Genomic DNA, 23479 nt, shown 5'->3' on the forward strand with positions numbered 1-23479 from the left:
ATGGAAGAAGCAATCATCAAGCGTGTCATGCCTCACAGCCTGGAGGCGGAGCAGTCGGTCATCGGTTCCATGATTATGGACCGGGAGGCAGTGCTGGTAGCGTCTGAGATTCTGACCGGGGAGGATTTCTATCAGCGCCAGTATGGAATCGTGTTTGAGGCTATGGTGGAGCTGTTCAACAGGGATGAGCCGGTGGATCTGATTACGCTGCAGAATGAGCTCCGGGCCAGGGATGTGCCGGAGGAGGTCAGCAGCATGGAGTTTGTGCGGGATATCCTGAATCAGGTGCCGACCTCCGCAAACGTAAAGTATTATGCGAATATTGTGGCGGAAAAGTCTACTCTCCGGAAGCTGATCCGCCTGAACGACGAGATTAACAATCTCTGCTACGCAGGCACGGAGCCCATGGAAGCAATTCTCGAACAGACGGAAAAGAAGGTGTTCGATCTGGTCCAGAGGCGGAACGCGGGAGATTTTGTTCCGATCCGCCAGGTGGTGCTGAATGCGATTCAGAAGATTGAGGCGGCTTCCCGCACAAAGGGAAATGTGACGGGGATCGCCACAGGGTTTAAGGATCTGGATTACCAGACTTCCGGCTTTCAGCCTTCAGACCTGATTCTGATTGCGGCCCGTCCCTCTATGGGAAAGACGGCTTTTGTGCTGAATATCGCGCAGTATATGGCTTTCCGCAGCAATGTGACGGTGGCGATCTTCAGTCTGGAGATGTCCAAGGAGCAGCTGGTGAACCGTCTGCTCTCGATGGAGTCAGGCGTGGATGCGCAGAAGCTCCGAAATGGAAACCTGACAGATTCCGACTGGGAGCGGCTGGTGGAGGGCGCCGAGGGGGTAGCCTCCTCGAACCTGATTATCGACGATACGCCAGGCATCACGCTGGCGGAGCTGCGCTCCAAATGCCGGAAATACAAGCTGGAAAATCATCTGGGGATTGTCATGATCGACTACCTGCAGCTGATGTCAGGCGGTGGAAGAGGATCCGAATCGAGGCAGCAGGAGATCTCGGACATTTCCCGCGGCCTGAAGAGTCTTGCCAGAGAGCTGAATGTGCCTGTGGTGGCGTTGTCGCAGCTGAGCCGTGCCGTGGAGCAGCGTCCCGAGCACAGGCCGATGCTTTCAGACCTGCGTGAATCGGGAGCCATCGAGCAGGATGCCGACATGGTGATGTTCCTGTACCGGGATTCCTATTATAATAAAGATACGGAGCTGAAGAATCTTGCGGAGGTCATCGTGGCGAAGCAGAGAAACGGCCCTATCGGAACGATCAATCTGCTCTGGATGCCGGAGTACACCACATTTAAAAACTTTAAGCCGGGCCCTCCGGTGTAGACAAGGCCGGGGCAGGTTAAGGCCTCTGGAAAAAGCGGTCAGAAGCGGAATATCAGGCGCTGTCCTTCACAGGAATTGTGAGGGGCAGCGTAAAATTTTATGTAAAATCTTTTTCAAACCTATTGTAAATAATTGTAAACCTGTTATAATAACGATATGGAAATAATATACATAATTTGGAGGAGATATGGATGAGTGACGTACGGTATATGATTTCCGACGCATCGAAGCTGGTGGATGTAGAAGCGCATGTACTCCGCTATTGGGAGGAAGAGCTGGAGCTTCCCATCGGGCGCAATGAGATGGGCCACCGTTATTATACAGAAGAGGATATCCGGCTGTTCCGGCATATCAAGGAGCTGAAGGACCGGGGCGTGCAGCTGAAGGCTGTGAAGATGCTGCTTCCGGACCTGGAAAAGGGAGATTCGGAGATCACGCACCTCCTTGCCCGTGTGGACAAGCTGCCGCTGCCGGCGGAAAGCCAGAGTGCCGCCCGGGAGGAAAAGATGCACCAGTTCCAGTGTATCATGAGCCGGCTGATTTCGGAAGCGCTTGAGGATCATACGGAGAAGATGGGGGCAGAGATAGGAACCCAGGTCAGCGGCCAGGTGATCAAGGAGATGGATTACCTGCTCCGGATGAAGGAGGAACGGGAGGATGAACGCTTCCGCCGCCTGGACGAGGCGATCCGAAGCTCCCAGAAGGCCCGGAAGGAACGGGCTCTCCTGGGCGGAGAGGAGAAGAAAAAGCGAGGCTTTTTCAGACAGAAAAAAGGACAGACCATATAGGCCTGTCCTTTTTGTCTGCACTTTTGGTGTAAACGCCGTTTTCGCTGATTACTCTGCGCTGATCGCGTTGTTCGGACATTCTGCCTCGCAGGTTCCGCAGTCAAGGCATGCGTCTGCATCGATTACGTACTTGCCGTCGCCTTCGCTGATAGCCTCTGCCGGGCATACCTCTGCGCATGCGCCGCAGCTTACACAGTCGTCATTGATTACATAAGCCATGATGTAAAATCCTCCTTTTTTATTCTCCTGCCGGAAGCTATCCTTCGATATCTTCGTCCCGCAGGTAATTTTATGTGTTATGATACTTCCTTCTGCCGGCACGGGTGAACGCTTTTGTCGGCTAAAGGGATGTTTACAGGTGTATTTTATAATAAATGTGAGAATTATACAAGTGAAAAATATGTAAACAGGGGATTGTACGTGAAGATGTACAAAGCGCCGGGCAGCTTTTTCTATTATCAGAGATCAGGCTCCCGGGAACAGGCAGCGGAACGAAAGCCGGAGTATTGATGAGTTCTGAGGAGCAGAAAGGAAATGCAGACAGGAAAATGCACAGATCCTGTATGAATTCCTTGCAAATTACTCGGAATTAGATTATAATAAACCATGCGAATATGCAGATACTATTCCATACCGGAGGCATAGCGCCGGTCCCGCGGAGTGATTGGCTCTCTGCGCGCGGACGCGAAGCAAAGATAGATAAAGGAGGAGTTTCAAATGGCACAGGTAACAAAGGATATGCTGATTGCAGACGTTCTTAAGGTCAATGAAAATATGGCGAATATCCTGATGCGGGAAGGTATGCACTGCATCGGCTGCCCTGCGCATCAGTTTGAGAGTCTGGGCGAGGCGGCCATGGTTCATGGCATCGATCCGGATACGCTGGTAGCGAGACTGAACGCGTTCCTGGAGGCAGTATAGGCTTTCAGCGCGAATGGGAATAGAGGGCAGGCCTTAAGAAAAGGCATGGCAGAAAAGATAAAAAAGAGTTCCGTGGCCGGAACTCTTTTTTTGTACGCTGTATCTATTCTTTGCCGATCTCTGCTGCTGAGCGCTGCCGCTTACAGAAGTGCGAGCTTCTGCAGCGCTTCCTTTCTGACCATGGCTTCTTCATGCTCATCCAGATAAGCCTCGCCGGCGGAAGAGTACTTTCCGCTGGTGCCATATTCAGAAAGAATATTTGCAATCTTATTGAATTCCTCAGGACTGTGCCCGCTTTTGCGAATCACCAGGCAGTAGCTGCCGTCCCTGGAGAGACGGTACAGGGAATTGTATCCCTTGTAGTAGCCCCGAAGCACATGGGCGGCCGAGATGACCGTGTCCAGGTTCGGGAAGAAATACATGCGGGTCAGGTCCAGCTCCGACGCCAGGGAGGCGGCCTCCTCGGCCTGCTCCTCCTTGCTGCTGCCTTCCTTCAGATGGCGGTCGATCAAACGGCGGAACATATCCAGCACATTGTCGGCGCCCTCAGGAAGAAGGCCATTCAAATCGCCTGCCTCGTCACCGGAGGCTTCTCCGCCCGGGGCGAACTTGGAAAATCTCGTATCCAGCTCCTCGGGATCCTCTACCTTGGTGATAATCAGAACGATGCATTCATTGGGAAGCGGTATCGCCTCTATCATCAACGGGATATTATCAGCTTCAAAACCGAATTCAATGGCTGCCTGCTGCATCATATCCCGAAACAGCTCTTTTGCCTTTTCCGTGCCATAGGCCAGCTCACTCAGCTTGATCTGGCGGTTGGCCAGGTCGTCCCTGGTCAGGGTACAGCGTATTTGGTTGTCATTCAGTTTTTCTATTCTCATAATCCTCACATCCAAATCTGCAAATCAACTGGTTCTTTTCTATTATATACATTTTTGAAAGTATATACAATATTTAAACGGAAGTCAATACGTGAAAAATGCCAATTTTTTATAAAGATTTTATAAACAAAAAATGAAATTTCAGGAAGGCTTGCAATTTTCTTCCAGCCTGTTCTATAATAAAAAAGAAGAAGCCGCCGAAGGAAAGGAGGCGGATCCAGATCTGTTTTCCGGCCATGCCGGATGTTTCACGCCTGTGTAAGCCAGGCTGTTCTTAAGCTTCATTCACCATATCGGTGGGATTTCCACAATTGCCACGATTGTCAGAGAAAATATTTTAAAAAGAATAAGGCGGCTTTTTCGGATAATATATCACGCGCTCCTTTTGGAGGAAACGGACAGGCTGCGGCTTTTGACTTTATGTAACCGGGTGAGGCCCCTCCGAGCCGGGCAGAGCAAAAAGCCGCGGCCCTCCTATGGAAGGCTGGTGTGTAAAAATGTCGAAAACAGGGGTGACGTACCGCGGAAATTCTGTTATGATAATGGAAACAGGAGGATTCTGCAATGACAGCAAAAAAACGAAGGAAAAAGAGAAGAACGCAGGTAAACAGACGGATAGCGCCTGTTCTGGCAGCAGTGCTGCTGATCATTGCCGTGCTGGCTTGTATGTTTATCAGCTATCTGATAGAAAAATACAGCCCGTCCAAGGAGCGCATGGCGTGGACGGAATATTATTCTGTGTCAGGAGAAGATGAAGTAGCAGTGATCCTGAACAATGAGCTGACAGATATCAAGGGACGGATGATTGACGGGGAAGTGTACGTAACGACGGATACGCTGTATGATTATCTGAATGAGAGATTCTACTGGGATCAGGCGGAGAATCTGCTGCTGTACACGACGCCTACGGAGGTGATCACAGCTGCTGTGGGAAGCGCTGCCTATTCCGTGGGAAGCCAGAGCTACACAGAGGATTACGTTCCGGTGAAGGTGGACGGAGACACGGCATATGTGGCGCTGGCGTATATTCAGAAGTACACGGGCCTTCAGTACGAGGTGATGACGGATGAGGTGAACCGTGTCAATCTTACGACCGAGTTCGGCACAGTGGATACGGTTACGGTAAAGAGAAATGCCCAGGTCCGTTACCGTGCGGGCATCAAGAGCCCGATTCTGACGGATGTGGCGAAGGGGGATGTGCTCTACGTGCTTCCGGAGGAGGAGGATGTGGGAGAATGGACGAAGGTGCGTACGTCCAATGGCTTTATTGGCTACATCCGCAACAGGTTTCTGGGGGAGGCAGGACAGGAGACGCTGACCTCCAACTATGAAGAGCCGGTTTATACGAACATCTCAAAGGATTACACGATCAACATGGCCTGGCACCAGGTGACAAACTCTGACGCCAACAGCAATGTGCTGGAGATGATAGCAAACACAAAGGGCCTGACGACGATTTCGCCCACCTGGTTTTTCCTGAGCGATAACGAAGGAAATATCGAGTCCCTGGCGAGCCAGACCTATGTGAATTACTGCCATCAGAACAATATTGAGGTCTGGGCCCTGGTAGAAGACATCAAATACAAGGATACGATACTGGACTATGAGATTCTCTCCAGGACGTCTTCGCGCCAGCGGCTGGTGAACAATCTGATTGCCAGAGCGATTGAATTTGATTTGGACGGGCTTAATATTGATTTTGAATATATCAATCAGGATTCCGCGAAGGCTTATCTGCAGTTCCTGCGCGAGCTGTCCATCAAGTGCCGCCAGAATGGGATTGTGCTTTCCGTGGACAATTACCGCCCGGCAGATCACAATGCGTTTTATGACCTGGAGGAGCAGGGCACGGTGGTAGACTATGTGATTCTCATGGGCTATGATGAGCATTATGCCGGTTCTGAGACGGCAGGAAGCGTGGCCAGCATCAACTGGGTGCGCGAGGGCATTGAGCTGGCGCTGGAGCAGGTTCCGGCTGAAAAGCTCATCAACGCGGTGCCCTTCTATACGCGGCTCTGGGAGGAACGGCCTCTGACGGAGGAGGAGCTGGCAGAGCTGTCAGCCACGGATACAAGCACTCAGGTCAAGGTGTCCAGCAAAGCGTACGGCATGGATGCTATTGATGAGGTTCTGGCGGCGAACGGAGCAGAGAAGACCTGGGATGAGACCTCAGGCCAGTATTACGCTGAGTACACAGCGGACGGAAATACCTACAAGGTATGGCTGGAAGAGGAGGAGTCCATAGCGCTGAAGGCGTCTCTGATCAAGGAATACAATCTGGCAGGCATCTCGGCATGGAAGCTGGGCTTCGAGCGTCAGGATATCTGGGATGTGATTCTGCGGTATGTCAATTAAATACGGTTCTGCATTGGAACTGCAGTAAACAGGCTGAATCCAGACAGAATGAAATGGGAAAATCCGCCATATATTTTCAGTAAGGAAGATATGGCGGATTTTTTATGGAAATTTTGCGCAGAATAAAAGAAAGGCTGGGGAAGGGGAGCAGGGGGCTTGGGATTGGCATGGCGCTGCTGGTGCTTGCGTCCGCCTTTTATTTTTCCAGGGAAAGCTTCTGGGAAGAGGCGTGGACGGGAGAGAAAAGGGAGGAGTCCAGGCTGATTATGATAGACGCGGGGCACGGAGGAAACGATCCTGGCAAGGTAGGCGTGGACGGTGTGTTTGAAAAGGATCTGAACCTTGCGCTTGCGAAAAAGCTGAAGACGCTGCTGGAGCAGCAGGACATGGAAGTGATGCTGATAAGGGAAGAGGATAAAGGGCTTTACGATGAAGGAGCTTCGAATAAGAAGGTTCAGGATATGAAGAGGCGCTGTGAGCTGATCAACAGCGAACAGCCTGCCTGCGTTATCAGCATCCATCAGAACAGCTATCATGAGGAAAGCGTTCAGGGGGCGCAGGTGTTCTATTACGGCACGTCGAAGGAAAGCGAGCGGCTGGCCGGTGTCCTGCAGTCCGAGCTTGTCCGGGTGGCGGAGCCGGAAAATACCAGGCAGGCCAAGGCGAACGATACGTATTATCTTCTGAAAAAGACAGAGGTTCCGGTGGTGATTGTAGAGTGCGGGTTCTTAAGCAACTGGGAAGACTGCGCAAAGCTGCAGGATGAAAATTATCAGGATAAGCTGGTCTGGGCGATTCACATGGGGGTTCTGAAGTATATGAACGGGGCCTAATTTCATTGCCAAGCTTCAGAAAAAATGCTATAATTTCAAAAAGATAAGGAGAGCGGTTCAGCGGCGTTTGAAACTGAACTGCCGCGAAAACACATCATTAGGAGGACAAAAGCATGATAGCATTGGGATGTGATCATGGCGGCTATGATCTGATGCAGGAGGTAATCGCGTACCTGGATAAGAATGGAATCGCTTATAAAAATTTTGGCTGCTTCAGCAGCCAGGAAGCGGTAGATTATCCGGAGTATGGGAGAGCGGTCGCGAAAGCGATCTTGAGCGGCGAATGTGAGAAAGGGATCCTGATTTGCGGAACAGGAATTGGAATTTCCATTGCGGCAAACCGGTATGAGGGAATCCGCGCGGCGCTTTGCAGCGACTGCTTCAGCGCGGAAGCGACAAGGCTTCACAATGACGCCAATATCCTGGCTATGGGAGGCCGCGTGCTGGGCCCGGGACTGGCAGTGAAGATCGTGGACACCTTCCTGAATACGGAATTTTCCGGGGATGAGAGACATAAGAGAAGAATCAGCAAAATTGAGGAACGCTAGAGAGGGGAAAAAGAAATGTCAAAGGTAGTAGTGATGGATCATCCGTTAATTCAGCATAAGATCGGAGTGATCCGGCGCAGGGAGACGGGCTCAAGAGATTTTCGGGCGATGATTGGCGAGATTGCGAGCCTGATCACCTATGAGGCGACAAAGGATCTGAAGCTTCAGGATGTGGAGATTGAGACGCCGATCTGCAAGACGACGGTAAAGGAGCTGGCCGGGAAGAAAATGGCGATTGTACCGATCCTGCGCGCCGGGCTCGGCATGGTGGACGGCATGCTGGCTATGATTCCTTCCGCAAAGGTGGGGCATATCGGTCTGTACCGCAATGAAGAGACGCTGGAGCCGGTGGAATATTACTGCAAGCTGCCTGCAGACTGCAGCGAGCGTGATGTGTTCGTGGTTGATCCCATGCTTGCCACGGGAGGATCCGCGGTGGCTGCGATTCAGATGCTGAAGGAGCGCGGCGTAAAGAATATCCGCCTGCTCTGCATCATCGGAGCTCCGGAAGGTGTGAAGAGAATGCAGGAGGAGCATCCGGACGTGGATATCTATATCGGGGCCCTGGACGATCATCTGAATGAGCACGGCTATATCGTGCCCGGACTGGGAGACGCGGGAGATCGTATTTTCGGAACGAAATAACAGGGCGCCCGAAAACAAAGAGGAGAGATTCATGGGAGAAAAAAGACAGGACTATATCAGCTGGGACGAATATTTCATGGGCGTGGCCATGCTTTCCGGAATGCGTTCCAAGGATCCGAATACCCAGGTGGGCGCCTGCATTGTGAGCCAGGATAATAAAATATTGTCCATGGGCTACAACGGCTTTCCGAAGGGCTGCGATGACGATGAATTTCCCTGGGCCAGAACCGGAGAAAGCAACGAGACGAAATATCCCTTTGTCACACATGCAGAGCTGAATGCGATTCTGAACTACCGGGGAGGAAGCCTGGAAGGAGCCAAGATCTATGTAGCGCTTTTTCCCTGCAACGAATGCGCGAAGGCTATTATCCAGGCCGGGCTGAAAACGGTGGTCTACGCCTCGGACAAGTATGCGGATACAGCCGCGACGCTTGCTTCCAAGCGGATGTTCCGGGCAGCCGGCGTGGAGCTGGTGCCTTATGCGCATACCGGGCGGAAGATCGAGCTTGAGGTGTAGAAACGGTACCGGAAAGAATGAAGAGAAAGCCGGCATGCTGTGTTTTGGAATCCATGAGGCCGGAACAGGCGCCGGAATGTTAAAAGATGAGGAGGAAACGTAAAATATGTCATTTGTTACATCGGAAAAAATGCTTCTGGACGCGCAGAAGGGCGGATACGCGGTAGGCGCGTTCAATGTGGAGAACATGGAAATGGTGATGGCGGTGATCGCGGCTGCGGAGGAGCTCCGTGCGCCGCTGATGATGCAGACGACCCCGTCCACGATCAAGTATGCCGGCCTGGATATGTATCTGGCAAATGTGAAGGCTGCTGCCGAGAAGGCCAGTGTTCCGGTGTGCCTGCACCTGGATCACGGCGACAGCTTTGATCTGGCGATGAGGGCTCTGCGTGTGGGCTACACCTCTATCATGATTGATGGATCTCACAATGTGTTTGAGGAAAATATCGCTGTGACGAAGGCTGTAGCGGATGCCTGCCGTCCCTCCGGCATTCCGGTGGAGGCCGAGCTTGGCAAGGTGGGCGGGAAAGAGGATGACCTGGACGGCGGAAACGGAGGATACACCGATCCTCAGGAAGCAAAGGAATTCGTGGAGCGCACAGGCGTGACCTCTCTGGCAGTGGCTATCGGAACGGCGCACGGCGTGTATAAGGGAGAGCCGAAGCTGGATCTGGACCGTCTGGCAGAGATCCGCAAGGTGGTTTCCATTCCGCTGGTACTGCACGGCGCGAGCGGCCTGTCTGAGGAGGCGGTTGTGGAGAGCATTAAGCGCGGAATCTGCAAGGTGAATTTTGCTACAGAGCTGCGTATTGCCTATACGGATGGCGTGAAGGAGTTCCTGGCAGCAAATCCGGACGCCTTTGACCCGAAGAAATATGGCAAGGCAGCTATGGAAAAGGTGAAAGAGATCGTGAAGCTGCGCATGGGAATGTGCGGCTGCGTTGGAAAGGTCTGATTCAGGCAGGGCGCGCTGTCTGTCAGACAGCGCGCGGACAGAGAAAAAGGGGGAGAGCTATGAAGGTTTCACAGCTGGAGCGGCTTTATAAGGACGGAATGGGCCGGCTGAAGGAACAGAAGAAGAGGCAGGAACAGGAGCGCCTGGAGCAGTCTGTGAGGCGGGCTGTGCAGGAGCAGAGGACGCTCTACGAGAAGAAGCTCCAGGATGTGGAGACAGAACGGGAAAAGGAGCTTCAGGAAACGAAAGCGGCTTATGAGAGAAAGCTTCAGGCTGCCAGGGAAGTGAGCGAGAAAGGACAGGCAGAGGCCAGGGAGGCCCAGAGCCGGGAGCTGCGTCTCGTGGAGGAGGAGCTGGAACGGATCACCGATCAGGCGGTCTCCCTGCGGAGGCATATGCAGGAACTGCTTGGGCAGGAGAAGGAGTAAAGAGAGCAGCAGCTATGACAGAAAGACAGACAGGAGTACAAAAGCACAGCATGGGAATGGAGACAGGACGATGGATGACAGGGCGCAGAAAGCAGCACCTGATTTTTATCGGCCTGTTTCTGGTTCTTGAACTTATTTTTATCTGGAGAAGCTTTTACGGTTTCAATACGGCGGATGAGATGTATTTCATCGGGACCTCGGAGAGGGTGTTCCGGGGGGAAAAGATACTCATTGACGAATGGAATCCGACTCAGCAGCTCTGTACCTTTCTTCTCCACCCGATTTACTGCCTGATCCGTCTGGCGCTGGGGTCTACGGAAGGGATTGTGATGGCCAGCCGCTTCCTGTATCTGGCTTATTCCGCCGTGCTGACGGTGTTTTTCTATCTCCGGTTTCAGAGAAGAGGCTACGCCTCCTTTGGGCCGGTGTTCCTGTTTCTGATTTTCGCGCCCTTCAGTATCTGCGCGATGTCCTATAACTCTATAGAATTCGGAATTCTTCCGGTTCTGCTGGCGGTATTGTCAGCCAGGATGGAGCATTCTATCCCGGAATATATCCTCTGCGGCATTCTGGCAGCGATTGTCGTGCTGGCGAACCCGTTTGCAATTCTCATGTATTTTGCCTACGGCCTTATCTGTCTGGGGGCTGAGATCTGCGGGAAACGGTGGGGCGTGCGCCCGGAAGGAGCGCTGCGCTTTACAAGCTTTCTGTGGATGACGCTGGGAGCGGGTATCCTGCTTGTGCTGTTTCTGGCCTTCGTATTCCAGAGAGGAACGCTGGCTGAGGTGCTGGCAAACCTGCCTCATATCCTGGGAGATTCTGAACACCAGCAGGGCTACTGGTACAAGACCTGGAGATATTTTGAGCTTTGCTTCAAAAATTACAAATACATGTTTCTGGCGCTTTTTGTGATTTATGCGGCGACTCTGGCAGACAAAAAGAGGTATCAGCATGGGCTGATCTATATGCTGCTGGCTTCGGCGGCTGTCCTGCCCTATCTGATTTATTATGGCTTTATATTTGAACATATTACAGTGAATTATCAGATGCTTCCTCTGGCCTTCTGGTGCCTGGAGGCTTATCTGGTGACGGAGAAAAGGGACAGGCGGCTGTTTTACGGGTGGTATCTTCCGGCTATGATATTTACCCTGATTGTGCAGTATGCTACGAATACCGGAATCGTAACCATAAGTGTGGCCTATGGGATGTGCTCCATTGTGGGACTGATCTTTGCAGCCGACTGGCTGAAGGAGCAGAAGGAAAGGAGGGCGCGGCTTTACGGAAAAGCGGCAGTTCTCTGCATGGCTGTGGTAGTGCTTGTGCAGTTCGCAGGAACCTTTTTCCTCAGGATGACCTATGCATGGGGAGATGAGCGGACCTGGGTGCTTACGCAGCAGATGGAACGGGGGCCGCTGAAAGGCGTCTATACGACGCCCGGGACGGCGGACTGGTATGCGAAGGTGCTGGACGAGCTGGACACGCTGGAGCTGACGGAGGAGGACGAGCTCATGGTCGTGGGAGTGGCTCCGTGGATTTATCTGTATGTGGACGCGGGCTGCGGCAATTATTCCACCTGGCAGGTTCACGAGAACAGCACACAGCTTTATGATTATTATGCGCTTCATCCGGAGAAATTCCCGGATGTGATTTATATGGCCCACTGGGCGGACAGATTTCTGGAGTCGGAGCTGTCGAACCAGTTCCTGGAAAAAGGATATACCGTGGTGTACCAGGGAACCGGAACCGTGATGATGTCGCCGGAACGGGCCGCAGCCTGGCAGAATGGACAGGAGGCGGAAGCGGCAGCTGCGTTTCCGGGTTCCGGGGAAATTGAGGGCATTTTAGAAAAAATTTAGATTTTTCATCATCTTTTATTCGCAGGAGTTCCGGCTCCTATGGTATAATGTCGTTAGACATTATACCGCGCCGGATGGCATCCCCCGAAGGGGCCATGTCTGAAAGACATGGTATAATGTCGTTAGACATTATACCGCGCCGGATGGCATCCCCCGGAGGGGCCATGTCTGAAAGACATGGTATAATGTCGTTAGACATTATACCATAGGAGCTGGAGACGATCATGAAACTTCGTTCAAAATTAATCATCACCTTTTTGATCCTGATTCTGGTTCCGGTACTGTTTACTGCAGTAGCCTTTCTGGGATTTGGACACTATCAGATTAATTCGATAAAAAAGCTGTACGGTGTGGAGAACGTCACCTATGAGACGCTTTCCAACACCACGGCGATGCTGAGCCGCATTACCCGGGAGGCCTATGGAGAACTGCAGAAAAAGGCAGAGGCGGATCCGGATGCGTTTCAGGATCCGGAATATCTGGATACAGTAAATTTGGATCTGGAGACGAGATATTCTTTTCTGGCGGTGCGCAAGGGCGACAGCTTTATCTATATAGGGAATGAAGAGGATCAGACGGAGCTGCTGGACAGCCTTCCGGAGTATGGAGCCCATGACGCAGAGCAGGAAGAGGATATGGGCATTTATATCGGTGGAAATCTGCAGGCGCTGGTGAGGCAGCTGGATTTTCGGTTCTTGGACGGTTCGGAGGGCAGCGCTTTTATCGTAACCTCTATAAGCGGGATGATCCCGGAGATGGAGTCCCTGCTCATGGATGTGGTTATGGTTCTCGCCATGATCCTGATTTTTACCAGTATGATCCTGACGGCCTGGATCTATAAAAGCATCGTGACCCCCATTCATCATCTTCAGGTGGCTACGAAAAAGATTACCGATGGCAATCTGGATTTTGAAATGCCGGCCGGAGGCGAGGACGAGATAGGAGAGCTGTGTACAGACTTTGAGGAAATGCGCCGCAGGCTCAAGGAGACGGCGGAGGAAAAGCTGGAGGCAGAAAAGCAGAGTAAAGAGCTGATCAGCAATATTTCCCACGATCTGAAGACTCCGATCACGGCAGTTAAGGGGTATGTGGAAGGTCTGATGGATGGCGTGGCGGATACGCCGGAGAAGCAGGAAAAATATATCAAAACCATTTACAATAAAGCCAATGATATGGAACGGCTGATTAATGAGCTGACCTTTTATTCCAAAATTGACACAAACCGGATCCCGTACCACTTTGACCGGATCAATGTAAACGATTATTTCGCGGACTGCGTGGAGGAGCTGTCCATTGAGCTGGAAGAGAAAAATATTGATTTGGCCTATTTTAATTACGTGGACGAAGATGTGCAGGTGATTGCTGACGCGGAGCAGATCAAGCGGGTCATCAATAATATCGTAAGCAATTCGATCAAATACATTGATAAGCCCAAGGGATACATCAATATCCGCGTGAAGGATGTGGGAGATTTTATCCAGGTGGAGATTGAGGACAACGGCAAGGGAATTGCCACGAAGGATCTGCCGCTGATCTTCAACCGTTTTTACCGGACGGACGCATCACGCAATTCATCCAAGGGCGGAAGCGGAATCGGTCTTTCCATTGTGAAAAAGATTATTGAGGACCACGGTGGAAAGGTGTGGGCCACAAGTAAGGAGAATACGGGAACAGTGATGTACTTTGTTCTTAGAAAATATCAGGAGGTACCGGCATCATGAGTAAGATACTGATTGTAGAGGATGAGGAAGCGATTGCCGATCTGGAGAAGGATTATCTGGAGCTTTCCGGCTTTGAGGTGGAGATCGCCTCTGACGGAGAGGCTGGCCTTAAGCGCGCGATGGAAGAAGATTTCCAGCTGGTGATTCTCGATCTGATGCTGCCTGGCGTGGACGGATTTGAGATTTGCCGCCAGGTAAGGGAAAAGAAAAATATTCCGATTATCATGGTTTCTGCAAAGAAGGATGACATAGACAAAATCCGGGGCCTGGGGCTTGGAGCGGACGATTACATGACGAAGCCGTTCAGTCCCAGTGAGCTGGTAGCGCGCGTGAAGGCGCATTTGAACCGGTATGAGCGCCTGGTGAACAGCAATGTGAAGGAAAATACGGTAATTGAGATCCGGGGCCTGAAAATCGACAAGACGGCCCGCCGTGTCTGGGTCAATGGGGTAGAGAAGAATTTTACCTCCCGTGAATTTGATCTGCTGACGTTCCTGGCAGAAAACCCGAATCATGTCTTTACGAAGGAGGAGCTGTTCCGGAAAATCTGGGATATGGATTCTGTGGGGGATATCGCCACGGTTACCGTGCATATCAAAAAGATCCGGGAAAAGATCGAGCAGAATTCTGCGAAGCCTCAGTATATTGAGACGATCTGGGGCGTCGGCTACCGTTTTAAGGTATAAATCAGAAAGAAAATCAGATGGCCTGTCAGGCGGCCCCCCAAAATCCTTGTAAACTTTTTTGTGCCTCTGTATCTTTGCTCGTAATTGTGCTATAATAATGTACAAAAAAGGGAGGTGGTAATATGCCGCAAATCAGACCAATTACAGACCTACGCAACACGAACGAGATTTCGGACATCTGCCATGCCAGCCGGGAGCCAGTCTTCATTACGAAGAACGGATATGGAGATTTGGTAGTGATGAGTATCGAGACCTACGAGGCGATGGTGGAGAATACAGCAATAGACGCAGCGATTTCAGAAGCAGAGGCTGAATTTGGACAGGACGGACAGCTTCATGACGCAAGGGAGGCGCTGGCTTCTTTAAGGAGAAAGCATTTTGGATAAATACAGTGTCAAACTGATGAGCCGGGCGTTACGGGATTTGGATGGCATCTACGCTTACATCGCACATACACTGCTGGAGCCAGGGACAGCTCTGAATCTAGTGGGCCGGATTGAAGAGGCTATCCTGTGTTTTTCGGATTGACGAAGCGAAAAAGACAGTACTCGTGGTGACGATCCGTTATTCTCCCAGTAAATTTTGAATTGAAGCATAGATTATGAAAAAAGCAGCCTGTTTTCACAGACTGCTTTTCTACATTTTTACAGCTCTCCGTTCCGGTATCTTGTCACCAGGGCCTGAATCCTGTCGTAGGGATCCAGGAGATCGCTGATGGAGACATCGTGGTTCAGCGTGTCTACAAGAAGGGCGATGTACTTGCTCATGTTGCAGCTGATGTAATAGGGACGGCTCAAAAGCTCCGGAGTCTGATAGATCAGGTTCGTGGTCAGAAGCTTGGTGAAGAGTCCTTCCTCATAGGCTTTGTCAAATTTATCGAGGCCGTTGGTGAACAGGCCGAAGGTAGAGAAAATATAAATATTGCGGGCTTTGCGTTTTTTCAGCTCGCGGATTACCTCCAGCATGCTGTCTCCGGAGGAGATCATGTCGTCTACGACGATCATGTCCTTTCCTTCGATGTCTGTGCCGAGAAACTCATGGGCCAGAATCGGATTGCGGCCGTTTATAATGCGGGTATAATCGCGGCGCTTGTAAAACATGCCCATGTCCAGTCCGAGGACGTTGGCCAGATAGACGGCGCGTGACATGCCGCCCTCGTCCGGGCTGATAACCAGCATATGGTCGCTGTCGATCTGAAGTCCCGGCGTATTTTCCAGGAGTCCCTTGATCAGCTGGTAGGCCGGTGTGACGGTCTCAAAGCCGTGGAGCGGAATCGCGTTCTGTACGCGGGGATCGTGGGCCTCAAAGGTAAGGATATTTTCGACTCCCATGTTGACCAGCTCCTGCAGGGCCATGGCGCAGTCGAGGGATTCCCGGGCGCTTCGCTTGTGCTGGCGGCTCTCGTACAGGTAGGGCATGATGACCGTCAGGCGTCGGGCCTTTCCGCCGATGGCTGCAATGACGCGCTTCAAATCCTGAAAATGGTCATCAGGAGACATGTGGTTGGTATAATTGTAGATTTTGTAGGTCAGGCTGTAATTGCAGACGTCTACCATCAGATAGAGGTCGTTTCCGCGGACGGAATCATCGATGGTTCCTTTGGCTTCGCCGGAGCCAAATCGGGGCGTATGGGCAGGGATGAGGTAGGAATCCCGCTCATAGCCTGTGAATGCGATGTTGGATTTGTGTTCAAGCCCGCTGCTGTGCCGCCATTGTACCAGGTAATCGTTGACCTGGCGCCCAAGCTCCTCACAGCTCTTCAGGGGGATCAGCCCGAGGGATCCGACGGGGATAGTTTCAAGTACACGCTGGCTGCGTTGCAGTAACATAACAGTATTCCTCCATGGTTTGTGTATTGATTGCGCCGGCGCGGCATGGCAATGCGCGCTCAGCTGAGTTTCTTTTTGATTCGGATATCATTTCCGGGCAGCTGGCGGATCGTGTAGCAGCTGATGATCCGGGACAGTGTCCGCTCGGAATAAATGTTCCGCAGAGCTTCCATATCCAGATTCGAAGAAATCAGAGTGGATTTCTTCCGCAGAATCCTTTCGTTGACGCAGAGAAAGAACTGCGACACGGTGAAAGAATTGGGCAGCTCAGTTCCCAGGTCGTCTATAATCAAAAGATCACAGTCGAAAATATACGGGTAGGTCTGCTGATAGCTCTGCGCCTGCCTCTCGCCGCCGAAGGCGGCCCTGGAAAGCAGCTCGAACAGCTGAAACGCCGTCAGATAGACGACAGAGTGGCAGGAGTTCATCAGCTCCTTTGCGATGCAGTTGGAAAGAAAGGTCTTTCCGGTTCCGACAGCGCCCAGAAACAGCAGGTTCTGAAAGCTTGTATCAAAGCTTTCGATGAACAGGCGGGCATCCATCACATTGCGCCGCATGATCTCCCGGTCCTCTCCCTCGTACCAGGCATAGGAAAAGGTGTGAAAATTCTCCTTTTCCAGCACTTCCTTCAGGTGGGACTGGTGGTAGAGAAGATCGATTTCTGCCTGAAGAAAGCAGTGGCATTTCCGATCTCCGATGTAGCCGGTATCCTGGCAGTCCGGGCAGGTATAAATGGGCTCCAGATCCGAGGGCGAAAGCCCGTGCTCCGAAAGCAGGGCTTCCCGGTTTTTCAGAAGCTCCTGGAGCCTGTTCTCAAGAGCATTCCGCTGCATGGTATCCTGAGATACGGCAGCCCGCACCTTTCCGGCCTGGCAGGCCGTGATGGCTTCCTCCAGGGAAAGCAGCTGCGGAATCTCCCGGTGAATCCGCGCGAGGCGTTCCTCCAGCTCCTGCCGGGACTGTGCCTGCCTGCGGGCGTATTCACGCATGATAGAATCGTATTGTGTATTGATCAAAGGCATGAGCCGCTCCTTTGCTTACTGGTTGATGAGCTGCTTCTGCAGCTTTTCAAAGTCATAATCCCGCTCCTTAAAATTATGGAAACGGTTCTGGGAAGACGGTCTGCGGGCAGAAGGAGCTCCCTTTTCCCGGTTTTCCCGGGCACCCTGGCCCGCAGTCTGCCGCTCCCGATCCAGAGTCTCCAGATCGGAGAGAGAGGCCACGTTCTTTTCCTTCCATCCGGTCAGGATCCTGTCCGCGTATTCAAAGCTGGGCTGATGGATAGCTGCCATGGTCCGGCTGCAGGCCTCTGTGATAAGCTCCAGGGAGAAGCCGTAGGTCTTCAGCCATTTGTCCATCCAGGCGATCTCCACATCCACCGGATTCCGGCTGGAGATTCCAAAAGCCTTCAGGATTTTATAATAGGCCCGGTTGTATGTAGTGGTCTGCTGCCTGGCCTGGGATACGGTCCGGATGCCGGCCTTATGCCAGCCAAGAGCAGTCGCCTCTATATAATGCAGGCTCTTGTGCCCTCCTGACACGCAGTACTCTACGAGATATTCGATGAGATCTGCGCTGAAGCCCAGGGAATCGTGAAAATCCAGAATACGGGCGACCTCCCTGGAGCTCAAGGTTTTTCCAAGATATTGTTCACAGATAAACAGCAGCTGCTGCGCCTCCTGGGGAGAAAAAAGATCCGCAGGGATACGTTCCGGAGCAGCCTTGCTTTCGGACTGTACAGCCTTCGGCTGGCTGAAAAGGGCCTCCGGGGCTTCCGGCTCCTTGGGCGCCTCTGCTGCGGTGCCGGAAGAGACACCCTCCAGAATGTGGACACCTGTCAGATTCCTGGAGCCGTCGTAATCCAGCTTCAGAAGCTTCATTTTTTCCCAGTATTTAAGCGCACGGCAGACATCGTTCTCCGTGTGATCAAATTTGTCGGCAATAAGAGAAATGGAGAGCTCCTGGGGCTCTGATTTCAGGCAGCGCAGAAGATACAGGTAGATCTTCACGTATTCGCCGTTCGCGCCGGGCATGTAGTTGTCCAGAAAAAAATCAGGTACCAGCGTATGACCGCAGTCCTTGTCTTTGCACAGGATAAATCCGCTCATTTTCAACACCTCTCCAGTACCCCTCCGGCGGCAGAATAGGCCTGTCCATCGGAAGGTACCTGTATTGTAGCACATTTCCAGACAAAAAAAAACAGAATTTTGAGGAAGGTTTCTGCTCTTCATTGAGGATGTGAATTACAATTCTGCGGACCAAAAATGTGGATAATGTGGATAACTTTGTGGAGAAGTATTATCTGCAACCTGCGTCCAGCATGGTTTCAGGCTGAAACTGGGCGGATCAAAGGGAAATGGGAGGCCTTGGAGCAAAAACAGAAGAAATAATTATGTCAACAGGTTGTCCACAATAAAATCCACATGCTTTTTGCCGCCAAAAGGTGCATAAGCATGTGGATAATGTGGATAACTATCCGCGAAGCAGGTCTTCGCCTATATTTATCACGTCTCCGGCGCCCATAGTTATACACAGGTCGCCGTGTATACATTTTTCCAGCAGAAAGGCTTCGATTTCTCCGAAGGAGGAAAAATAGGATACGTCTGTTCCGAGAGCCGCAAGCTCCCGTTCCAGGTCCCGGGAGCTGATTCCCAGAGTGTCTGTCTCGCGGGCCGGGTAGATGTCAGCCAGCACGACGTGATCCGCAAGCGAGAGCGCCTGGGCGAATTCCTTCAGGAAGGCCTTCGTGCGGGAATAGGTGTGGGGCTGGAAGACACACCAGATCTTCCGGTGGGGATAATGGGCGGCCGCCTGGAGGGTAGCACGGATTTCCGTGGGGTGATGGGCGTAATCATCGATGATGGTTATGCCGTTCACCTGTCCCTTGTACTGGAAGCGGCGGTCGGTTCCGGTGAAGGACAAAAGTCCTTTTTCCACAGCCTCATCAGGAATCTGAAGGGCTTCGGCAGCCGCAATGGAGGCCAGTGCGTTGAACACGTTGTGTTCTCCGGGAACCTGAAGGCGGATACGGGTGCCTTTGCCGTTCTTCCGCACCAGCCGGAAGGAGGGGTGGCCGAGCTCGTCATAGGTGATATCGGCTGCCCGGTAGTCCGCAGCTTCCGCCGAGCCGAAGGTGACGACGCGGCAGGCAAGCCCTTCCGTAATCTCCTCGTAATCCTCGATATCACTGTTGATAATCAGAAGGCCCTGGATCGGCAGCAGCTCTGCAAACCGGCGGAAGGAACGGCGGATGTCATTCAGATCCTTGAAGAAGTCCATATGGTCTTCTTCTATATTTAATATAATCCCTACAGTCGGGAAAAAATGCAGAAAGCTGTTCGTATATTCACAGGCCTCGGTCAGAAAGACATTGGAACCGCCGACCCGGATGTTTCCTCCGATGGAAGGCAGAATGCCGCCGACCGAGATTGTCGGATCAGCGTCTCCGGCCAGAAGGACGGAGGCAATCATGGATGTGGTTGTGGTCTTTCCGTGGGTTCCAGCCACCGCGACAGAGGTCTTGTAGTTGCGCATCAGCTGTCCCAGAAGTTCAGCCCGGGAAAGCATGGGGAGCTTCCGCCTTTTCGCTTCCGCGTATTCAGGATTGTCCGGGTGGATAGCTGCTGTGTAGACCACAAGCTGGCAGTCCTCGGGAATGTTGGAGGCAGCCTGACCGATCAGGACCCGGGCGCCTAAGCTCTCCAGATGCTCCGTCAGCGCAGAAGCGTGGCTGTCAGAGCCGGATACGGAAAAGCCTTCCTTCAGAAGAATCTCAGCGAGGCCGCTCATACTGATGCCGCCGATGCCGATGAAATGAATGGGGATCGGAGTATGAAAATGAAGCTGATACATGTTATACACTTCCTGTTCGTCAATTTTTCACAAGCGGTATAAGAGAAGGGTGTCCCGTATACGCCTGTCATATTCAGTATAGCATTAGTATATGAAAAGAGACAAGCCCCGGGAATGAAAAACGGGGGAAAACCGGCCCGGCAGGCCCGCCGGTGTCATTGTCCTGAAGGCTGTGTTCACAGACAGTCGCATGGAAACGCTTCCACATGCTGCCCGTGATTTCTTCAAATGGTATGAATAATTAACAAGAAATTCATTAAAAATTAATGTAAAATAGATATTGTGCTTATAATCATGCAAAAAAACTGTCGCAAAATGTTTAAAATAAAATGATGAATCAACAAAAAAATGTTCACTATTTACAAAAGGTGTGATATAATGTCTGCAAAGACAGCGGAGGCTGTCATGACAGAACATCGAGACAGAAGGAAATACACGTGCAAGAGGTGATTAGGTGATTAAGAAAGAGATGATAGCCATGCTTCTGGCCGGCGGGCAGGGAAGCCGCCTGGGAGTGCTGACAGCAAAGGTTGCAAAACCGGCCGTGTCTTTCGGAGGAAAGTACCGGATTATTGATTTCCCTTTAAGTAACTGCATTAACTCAGGCGTCGATACTGTCGGCGTGCTGACTCAGTACCAGCCGCTGCGCCTGAATACGCATATCGGCATTGGAATGCCCTGGGATCTGGATCGCAATGTGGGAGGCGTTACGGTTCTGCCGCCCTATGAGAAGAGCACGAACAGCGAATGGTACACAGGAACAGCGAACGCTGTCTACCAGAATCTGGATTACATAGATACCTACAATCCGGATTATGTTCTGATCCTTTCAGGCGACCATATATATAAGATGGATTACGAGGTCATGCTCGATTTCCACAAAGAAAACAATGCTGATGTGACTATCGCGGTCATGCCTGTTCCGATGGAGGAGGCCAGCCGTTTCGGCATCATGATCACCGATGAAAATAACCGTATCACAGAGTTTGAGGAGAAGCCGGAGCATCCCCGCAGCAACCTGGCTTCCATGGGAATTTACATTTTCAGCTGGCCCATATTGAGAAACGCGCTGATTCAGCTTTCCAGCCAGCCAAGCTGTGATTTTGGAAAGCATATCATTCCCTACTGTCAGGAGAACGGCAACCGGCTGTTTGCCTTTGAGTTCAACGGCTACTGGAAGGACGTGGGAACTCTGGGCTCCTACTGGGAAGCCAATATGGAGCTGATTGACATTATCCCGGAGTTCAACCTTTATGAGGAATTCTGGAAGATCTATACGAAGAGCGACGCGGTTCCGCCGCAGTATATTTCGGCGGAGTCCAAGATTGAGAGAAGCATCATCAGCGGCGGCTCTGAGATTTACGGGGATGTATTTAACTCCGTGATTGGTTCCGGGGTCACGATTGGAAAGGGCACGGTGGTGCGCGATTCCATTATCATGAAGAATACGAGGATTGGCGGGAACTGTACGATAGACAAGTCTATCATCGCGGAGGAGGCGGAGATCTCTGACGGCGTGGTTCTCGGTATCGGCGAAGATATTCCGAATAAGGTTCAGCCGAAGATCTACTCCTTTGGCCTGGTCACTGTCGGTGAGAACTCCTACATACCGCCGAATGTGCAGATTGGAAAAAATACAGCCATATCCGGCGCTACCACACCGGATGACTATCCGGACGGCGTGCTGGAGAGCGGAGAGACATTGATAAAGGCAGGTGAGAGATAATGAGAGCGATAGGAATTGTACTGGCAGGCGGAAATAATCACAGAATGAGAGAGCTGTCTGACAAGCGCGCTGTTGCGGCTATGCCTGTGGCAGGAAGCTATCGGGCCATCGATTTCGCGCTCAGCAATATGTCAAACTCTCATATTCAGAGGGTAGCGGTGCTGACGCAGTATAACGCCCGTTCTCTGAATGAGCACCTGAGCTCCTCCAAGTGGTGGGATTTTGGAAGGAAGCAGGGAGGCCTCTATATCTTTACGCCGACGATTACCGCAGCGAACAGCTCCTGGTACCGCGGAACCGCGGATGCGATTTATCAGAATCTGGACTGGCTGAAGAAGAGCCATGAGCCCTATGTGGTGATCGCCTCCGGAGACGCGGTTTACAAGATGGATTACAACAAGGTCCTGGAATATCATATTGACAAGAAGGCGGACATCACGGTTGTCTGCAAGGACATGCCGAAGGGCACGGACGTCTCCCGCTTTGGAGTGCTTTCGACCGACGAGGATGGAAGGATCCTGGATTTTGAGGAGAAGCCTGTGGAATCGCAGGAGAGCACGATTTCCTGCGGAATCTATGTAATCCGCAGAAGGCAGCTGATCGAGCTGATCGAGAAATGCGCCCAGGAGGATCGCTATGATTTTGTCCGCGATATCCTGATCCGTTATAAGAATCTGAAAAGAATTTTTGCGTACCGCATTTCAGAATACTGGAACAGCGTTTCCTCTGTGGAATCCTATTATGAGACAAACATGGATTTTCTGAAGGCAGACGTCCGCAAATATTTCTTTAAGACGTATCCCGATGTGTATTCCAAGGTGCTGGATCTTCCTCCGGCCAAATACAATCCGGGAGCAGACGTCCGGAATTCTCTGGTATCCAGCGGCTGCATCATCAACGGAGCCGTGGAGAATTCCATACTTTTTAAGAAAGTGTTCGTGGGGAATAACTGTGTGATCAAAAACTCCATTATTCTCAACGAAGTGTATATCGGCGATAATACTTACATAGAGAACTGCATCGTTGAAAGCCGCGATACAATTCGTGCCAACTCCCGTTACGTAGGGGAGCATGGAGTTAAGATAGTCGTCGAGAAAAACGAGCGTTACGTCCTGTAGCGAAGCCCACGCGAAGCACTATTACGATAAACTGACCTGAAAAGGGCAGAAAAAAGGGGGCAAGAAGTATGCATATTACAGATGTACGCGTACGGAAGGTATCAAAGGAAGGTAAAATGAAAGCCGTCGTATCCATCACCATTGACGATGAATTTGTAGTTCATGACATCAAAGTGATTGAAGGCGAGAAGGGGCTGTTTATCGCAATGCCCAGCAGAAAAGCTTCTGACGGTGAATACCGGGATATCGCACATCCGATCAATTCCGGTACACGGGATCATATCCAGTCAGTGATTCTGGATAAGTATGAGGCGGCTCTGCTGGAGTCGGAAGAAGAGGCTTAAGCTTTTAGGGGTAATGATAAAAATTTAAATACAGGTATTGGGGTGGAACGCCGTCCGGAAGGACGGCGTTCTTTTTGCGTACAGGACCTTTTTGCCAGACACTCGGGAGAGAAAAATTTTGACTGTAAA

The 23479-nt window shown here is 51.6% G+C and carries 24 protein-coding genes; 18 read left to right on the top strand and 6 right to left on the bottom strand.

The window, feature by feature from the left end; all coding sequences use genetic code 11:
* Together dnaB and B5E77_RS00345 are read left to right on the top strand one after the other, a co-directional pair.
* Entirely contained in the window at window positions 1-1344 is a 1344-nt protein-coding gene (dnaB, locus tag B5E77_RS00340) for a replicative DNA helicase (RefSeq protein WP_087163401.1), read from the top strand.
* 191 nt (window positions 1345-1535) lie between these two features.
* Window positions 1536-2132: a MerR family transcriptional regulator gene (locus B5E77_RS00345; RefSeq protein ID WP_087163402.1), complete on the top strand. Its 597-nt coding sequence runs from the start codon at window positions 1536-1538 to the stop codon at window positions 2130-2132.
* A 48-nt stretch (window positions 2133-2180) separates the two neighbouring features.
* Here the strand turns inward: B5E77_RS00345 and B5E77_RS00350 are convergent, their stop codons facing one another.
* Window positions 2181-2351, bottom strand: a complete 171-nt coding sequence (locus B5E77_RS00350) for a DUF362 domain-containing protein (RefSeq protein ID WP_087163403.1) — start codon at window positions 2349-2351, stop codon at window positions 2181-2183.
* 498 nt (window positions 2352-2849) lie between these two features.
* Between B5E77_RS00350 and B5E77_RS00355 the strand changes: the two genes are divergently transcribed.
* Window positions 2850-3053 carry a DUF1858 domain-containing protein gene (locus B5E77_RS00355; RefSeq protein ID WP_087163404.1) on the top strand — a complete coding sequence of 68 codons (204 nt, stop codon included), beginning with the start codon at window positions 2850-2852 and terminating at the stop codon, window positions 3051-3053.
* Window positions 3054-3193: 140 nt separating this feature from the next.
* On the opposite strand, the gene B5E77_RS00360 is transcribed toward B5E77_RS00355, so the two are convergent.
* Window positions 3194-3937, bottom strand: coding sequence for an adaptor protein MecA (locus tag B5E77_RS00360; protein WP_087163405.1), 744 nt, complete (start codon window positions 3935-3937; stop codon window positions 3194-3196).
* 564 nt (window positions 3938-4501) lie between these two features.
* Here B5E77_RS00360 and B5E77_RS00365 point away from each other — a divergent pair.
* From B5E77_RS00365 to B5E77_RS00420, 12 genes are all read left to right on the top strand, one after another.
* Complete coding sequence (locus B5E77_RS00365; protein ID WP_242963516.1) at window positions 4502-6292, top strand: glycosyl hydrolase family 18 protein; 1791 nt, start codon at window positions 4502-4504, stop codon at window positions 6290-6292.
* A 104-nt stretch (window positions 6293-6396) separates the two neighbouring features.
* The gene (locus tag B5E77_RS00370) at window positions 6397-7125 is read left to right on the top strand and encodes an N-acetylmuramoyl-L-alanine amidase (RefSeq protein WP_242963518.1); all 729 of its coding nucleotides are present in this window, start codon (window positions 6397-6399) and stop codon (window positions 7123-7125) included.
* A 113-nt stretch (window positions 7126-7238) separates the two neighbouring features.
* Complete coding sequence (gene rpiB, locus B5E77_RS00375) at window positions 7239-7673, top strand: ribose 5-phosphate isomerase B (protein WP_087163406.1); 435 nt, start codon at window positions 7239-7241, stop codon at window positions 7671-7673.
* Between the two features lie 15 nt (window positions 7674-7688).
* Window positions 7689-8318, top strand: coding sequence for a uracil phosphoribosyltransferase (upp, locus tag B5E77_RS00380; protein ID WP_087163407.1), 630 nt, complete (start codon window positions 7689-7691; stop codon window positions 8316-8318).
* Window positions 8319-8349: 31 nt separating this feature from the next.
* Entirely contained in the window at window positions 8350-8835 is a 486-nt protein-coding gene (locus tag B5E77_RS00385; RefSeq protein ID WP_087163408.1) for a deoxycytidylate deaminase, read from the top strand.
* Between the two features lie 106 nt (window positions 8836-8941).
* The gene (gene gatY / locus B5E77_RS00390; RefSeq protein ID WP_087163409.1) at window positions 8942-9790 is read left to right on the top strand and encodes a tagatose-bisphosphate aldolase subunit GatY; all 849 of its coding nucleotides are present in this window, start codon (window positions 8942-8944) and stop codon (window positions 9788-9790) included.
* A 59-nt stretch (window positions 9791-9849) separates the two neighbouring features.
* Complete coding sequence (locus tag B5E77_RS00395) at window positions 9850-10218, top strand: hypothetical protein (RefSeq protein ID WP_087163410.1); 369 nt, start codon at window positions 9850-9852, stop codon at window positions 10216-10218.
* A 14-nt stretch (window positions 10219-10232) separates the two neighbouring features.
* The gene (locus B5E77_RS00400) at window positions 10233-12074 is read left to right on the top strand and encodes a hypothetical protein (protein ID WP_087163411.1); all 1842 of its coding nucleotides are present in this window, start codon (window positions 10233-10235) and stop codon (window positions 12072-12074) included.
* Window positions 12075-12298: 224 nt separating this feature from the next.
* Window positions 12299-13795: a sensor histidine kinase gene (locus tag B5E77_RS00405; RefSeq protein WP_087163412.1), complete on the top strand. Its 1497-nt coding sequence runs from the start codon at window positions 12299-12301 to the stop codon at window positions 13793-13795.
* A complete protein-coding gene (locus tag B5E77_RS00410) occupies window positions 13792-14481 on the top strand; it encodes a response regulator transcription factor (RefSeq protein WP_087163413.1) in 690 nt (229 codons plus the stop codon). Before B5E77_RS00405 ends, B5E77_RS00410 begins: the two co-directional genes overlap by 4 nt.
* A gap of 122 nt (window positions 14482-14603) precedes the next feature.
* Window positions 14604-14867, top strand: coding sequence for a type II toxin-antitoxin system Phd/YefM family antitoxin (locus B5E77_RS00415; RefSeq protein WP_087163414.1), 264 nt, complete (start codon window positions 14604-14606; stop codon window positions 14865-14867).
* Window positions 14860-15009 carry a hypothetical protein gene (locus B5E77_RS00420; protein WP_330394585.1) on the top strand — a complete coding sequence of 50 codons (150 nt, stop codon included), beginning with the start codon at window positions 14860-14862 and terminating at the stop codon, window positions 15007-15009. The genes B5E77_RS00415 and B5E77_RS00420 overlap by 8 nt, the downstream gene beginning before the upstream one ends.
* A gap of 116 nt (window positions 15010-15125) precedes the next feature.
* On the opposite strand, the gene B5E77_RS00425 is transcribed toward B5E77_RS00420, so the two are convergent.
* The 4 genes from B5E77_RS00425 to murC all read right to left on the bottom strand — a co-directional run bounded on the left by B5E77_RS00425 (window position 15126) and on the right by murC (window position 20162).
* Window positions 15126-16310 carry a ribose-phosphate pyrophosphokinase gene (locus tag B5E77_RS00425; RefSeq protein ID WP_087163415.1) on the bottom strand — a complete coding sequence of 395 codons (1185 nt, stop codon included), beginning with the start codon at window positions 16308-16310 and terminating at the stop codon, window positions 15126-15128.
* Window positions 16311-16369: 59 nt separating this feature from the next.
* Window positions 16370-17332 carry an ATP-binding protein gene (locus B5E77_RS00430; protein ID WP_087163416.1) on the bottom strand — a complete coding sequence of 321 codons (963 nt, stop codon included), beginning with the start codon at window positions 17330-17332 and terminating at the stop codon, window positions 16370-16372.
* A 15-nt stretch (window positions 17333-17347) separates the two neighbouring features.
* Window positions 17348-18418, bottom strand: a complete 1071-nt coding sequence (locus B5E77_RS00435; protein WP_087163417.1) for a DnaD domain protein — start codon at window positions 18416-18418, stop codon at window positions 17348-17350.
* Between the two features lie 364 nt (window positions 18419-18782).
* Window positions 18783-20162, bottom strand: coding sequence for a UDP-N-acetylmuramate--L-alanine ligase (gene murC, locus B5E77_RS00440; protein ID WP_087163418.1), 1380 nt, complete (start codon window positions 20160-20162; stop codon window positions 18783-18785).
* A 454-nt stretch (window positions 20163-20616) separates the two neighbouring features.
* On the opposite strand from murC, the gene B5E77_RS00445 reads away from it, so the two are divergent.
* The 3 genes from B5E77_RS00445 to spoVG all read left to right on the top strand — a co-directional run bounded on the left by B5E77_RS00445 (window position 20617) and on the right by spoVG (window position 23350).
* Window positions 20617-21888 carry a glucose-1-phosphate adenylyltransferase gene (locus B5E77_RS00445; RefSeq protein WP_087163419.1) on the top strand — a complete coding sequence of 424 codons (1272 nt, stop codon included), beginning with the start codon at window positions 20617-20619 and terminating at the stop codon, window positions 21886-21888.
* Window positions 21888-23006 (top strand): glucose-1-phosphate adenylyltransferase subunit GlgD, encoded by a 1119-nt coding sequence (glgD, locus tag B5E77_RS00450; RefSeq protein ID WP_087163420.1) that lies wholly within the window; start codon window positions 21888-21890, stop codon window positions 23004-23006. The genes B5E77_RS00445 and glgD overlap by 1 nt, the downstream gene beginning before the upstream one ends.
* Before the next feature lie 68 nt (window positions 23007-23074).
* Entirely contained in the window at window positions 23075-23350 is a 276-nt protein-coding gene (spoVG, locus tag B5E77_RS00455) for a septation regulator SpoVG (RefSeq protein WP_087163421.1), read from the top strand.
* The last annotated feature ends 129 nt before the right edge of the window (window positions 23351-23479 follow it).

Origin of the sequence: Lachnoclostridium sp. An131 (assembly GCF_002160825.1) — a bacterium.
Taxonomy (GTDB): domain Bacteria; phylum Bacillota; class Clostridia; order Lachnospirales; family Lachnospiraceae; genus Laedolimicola.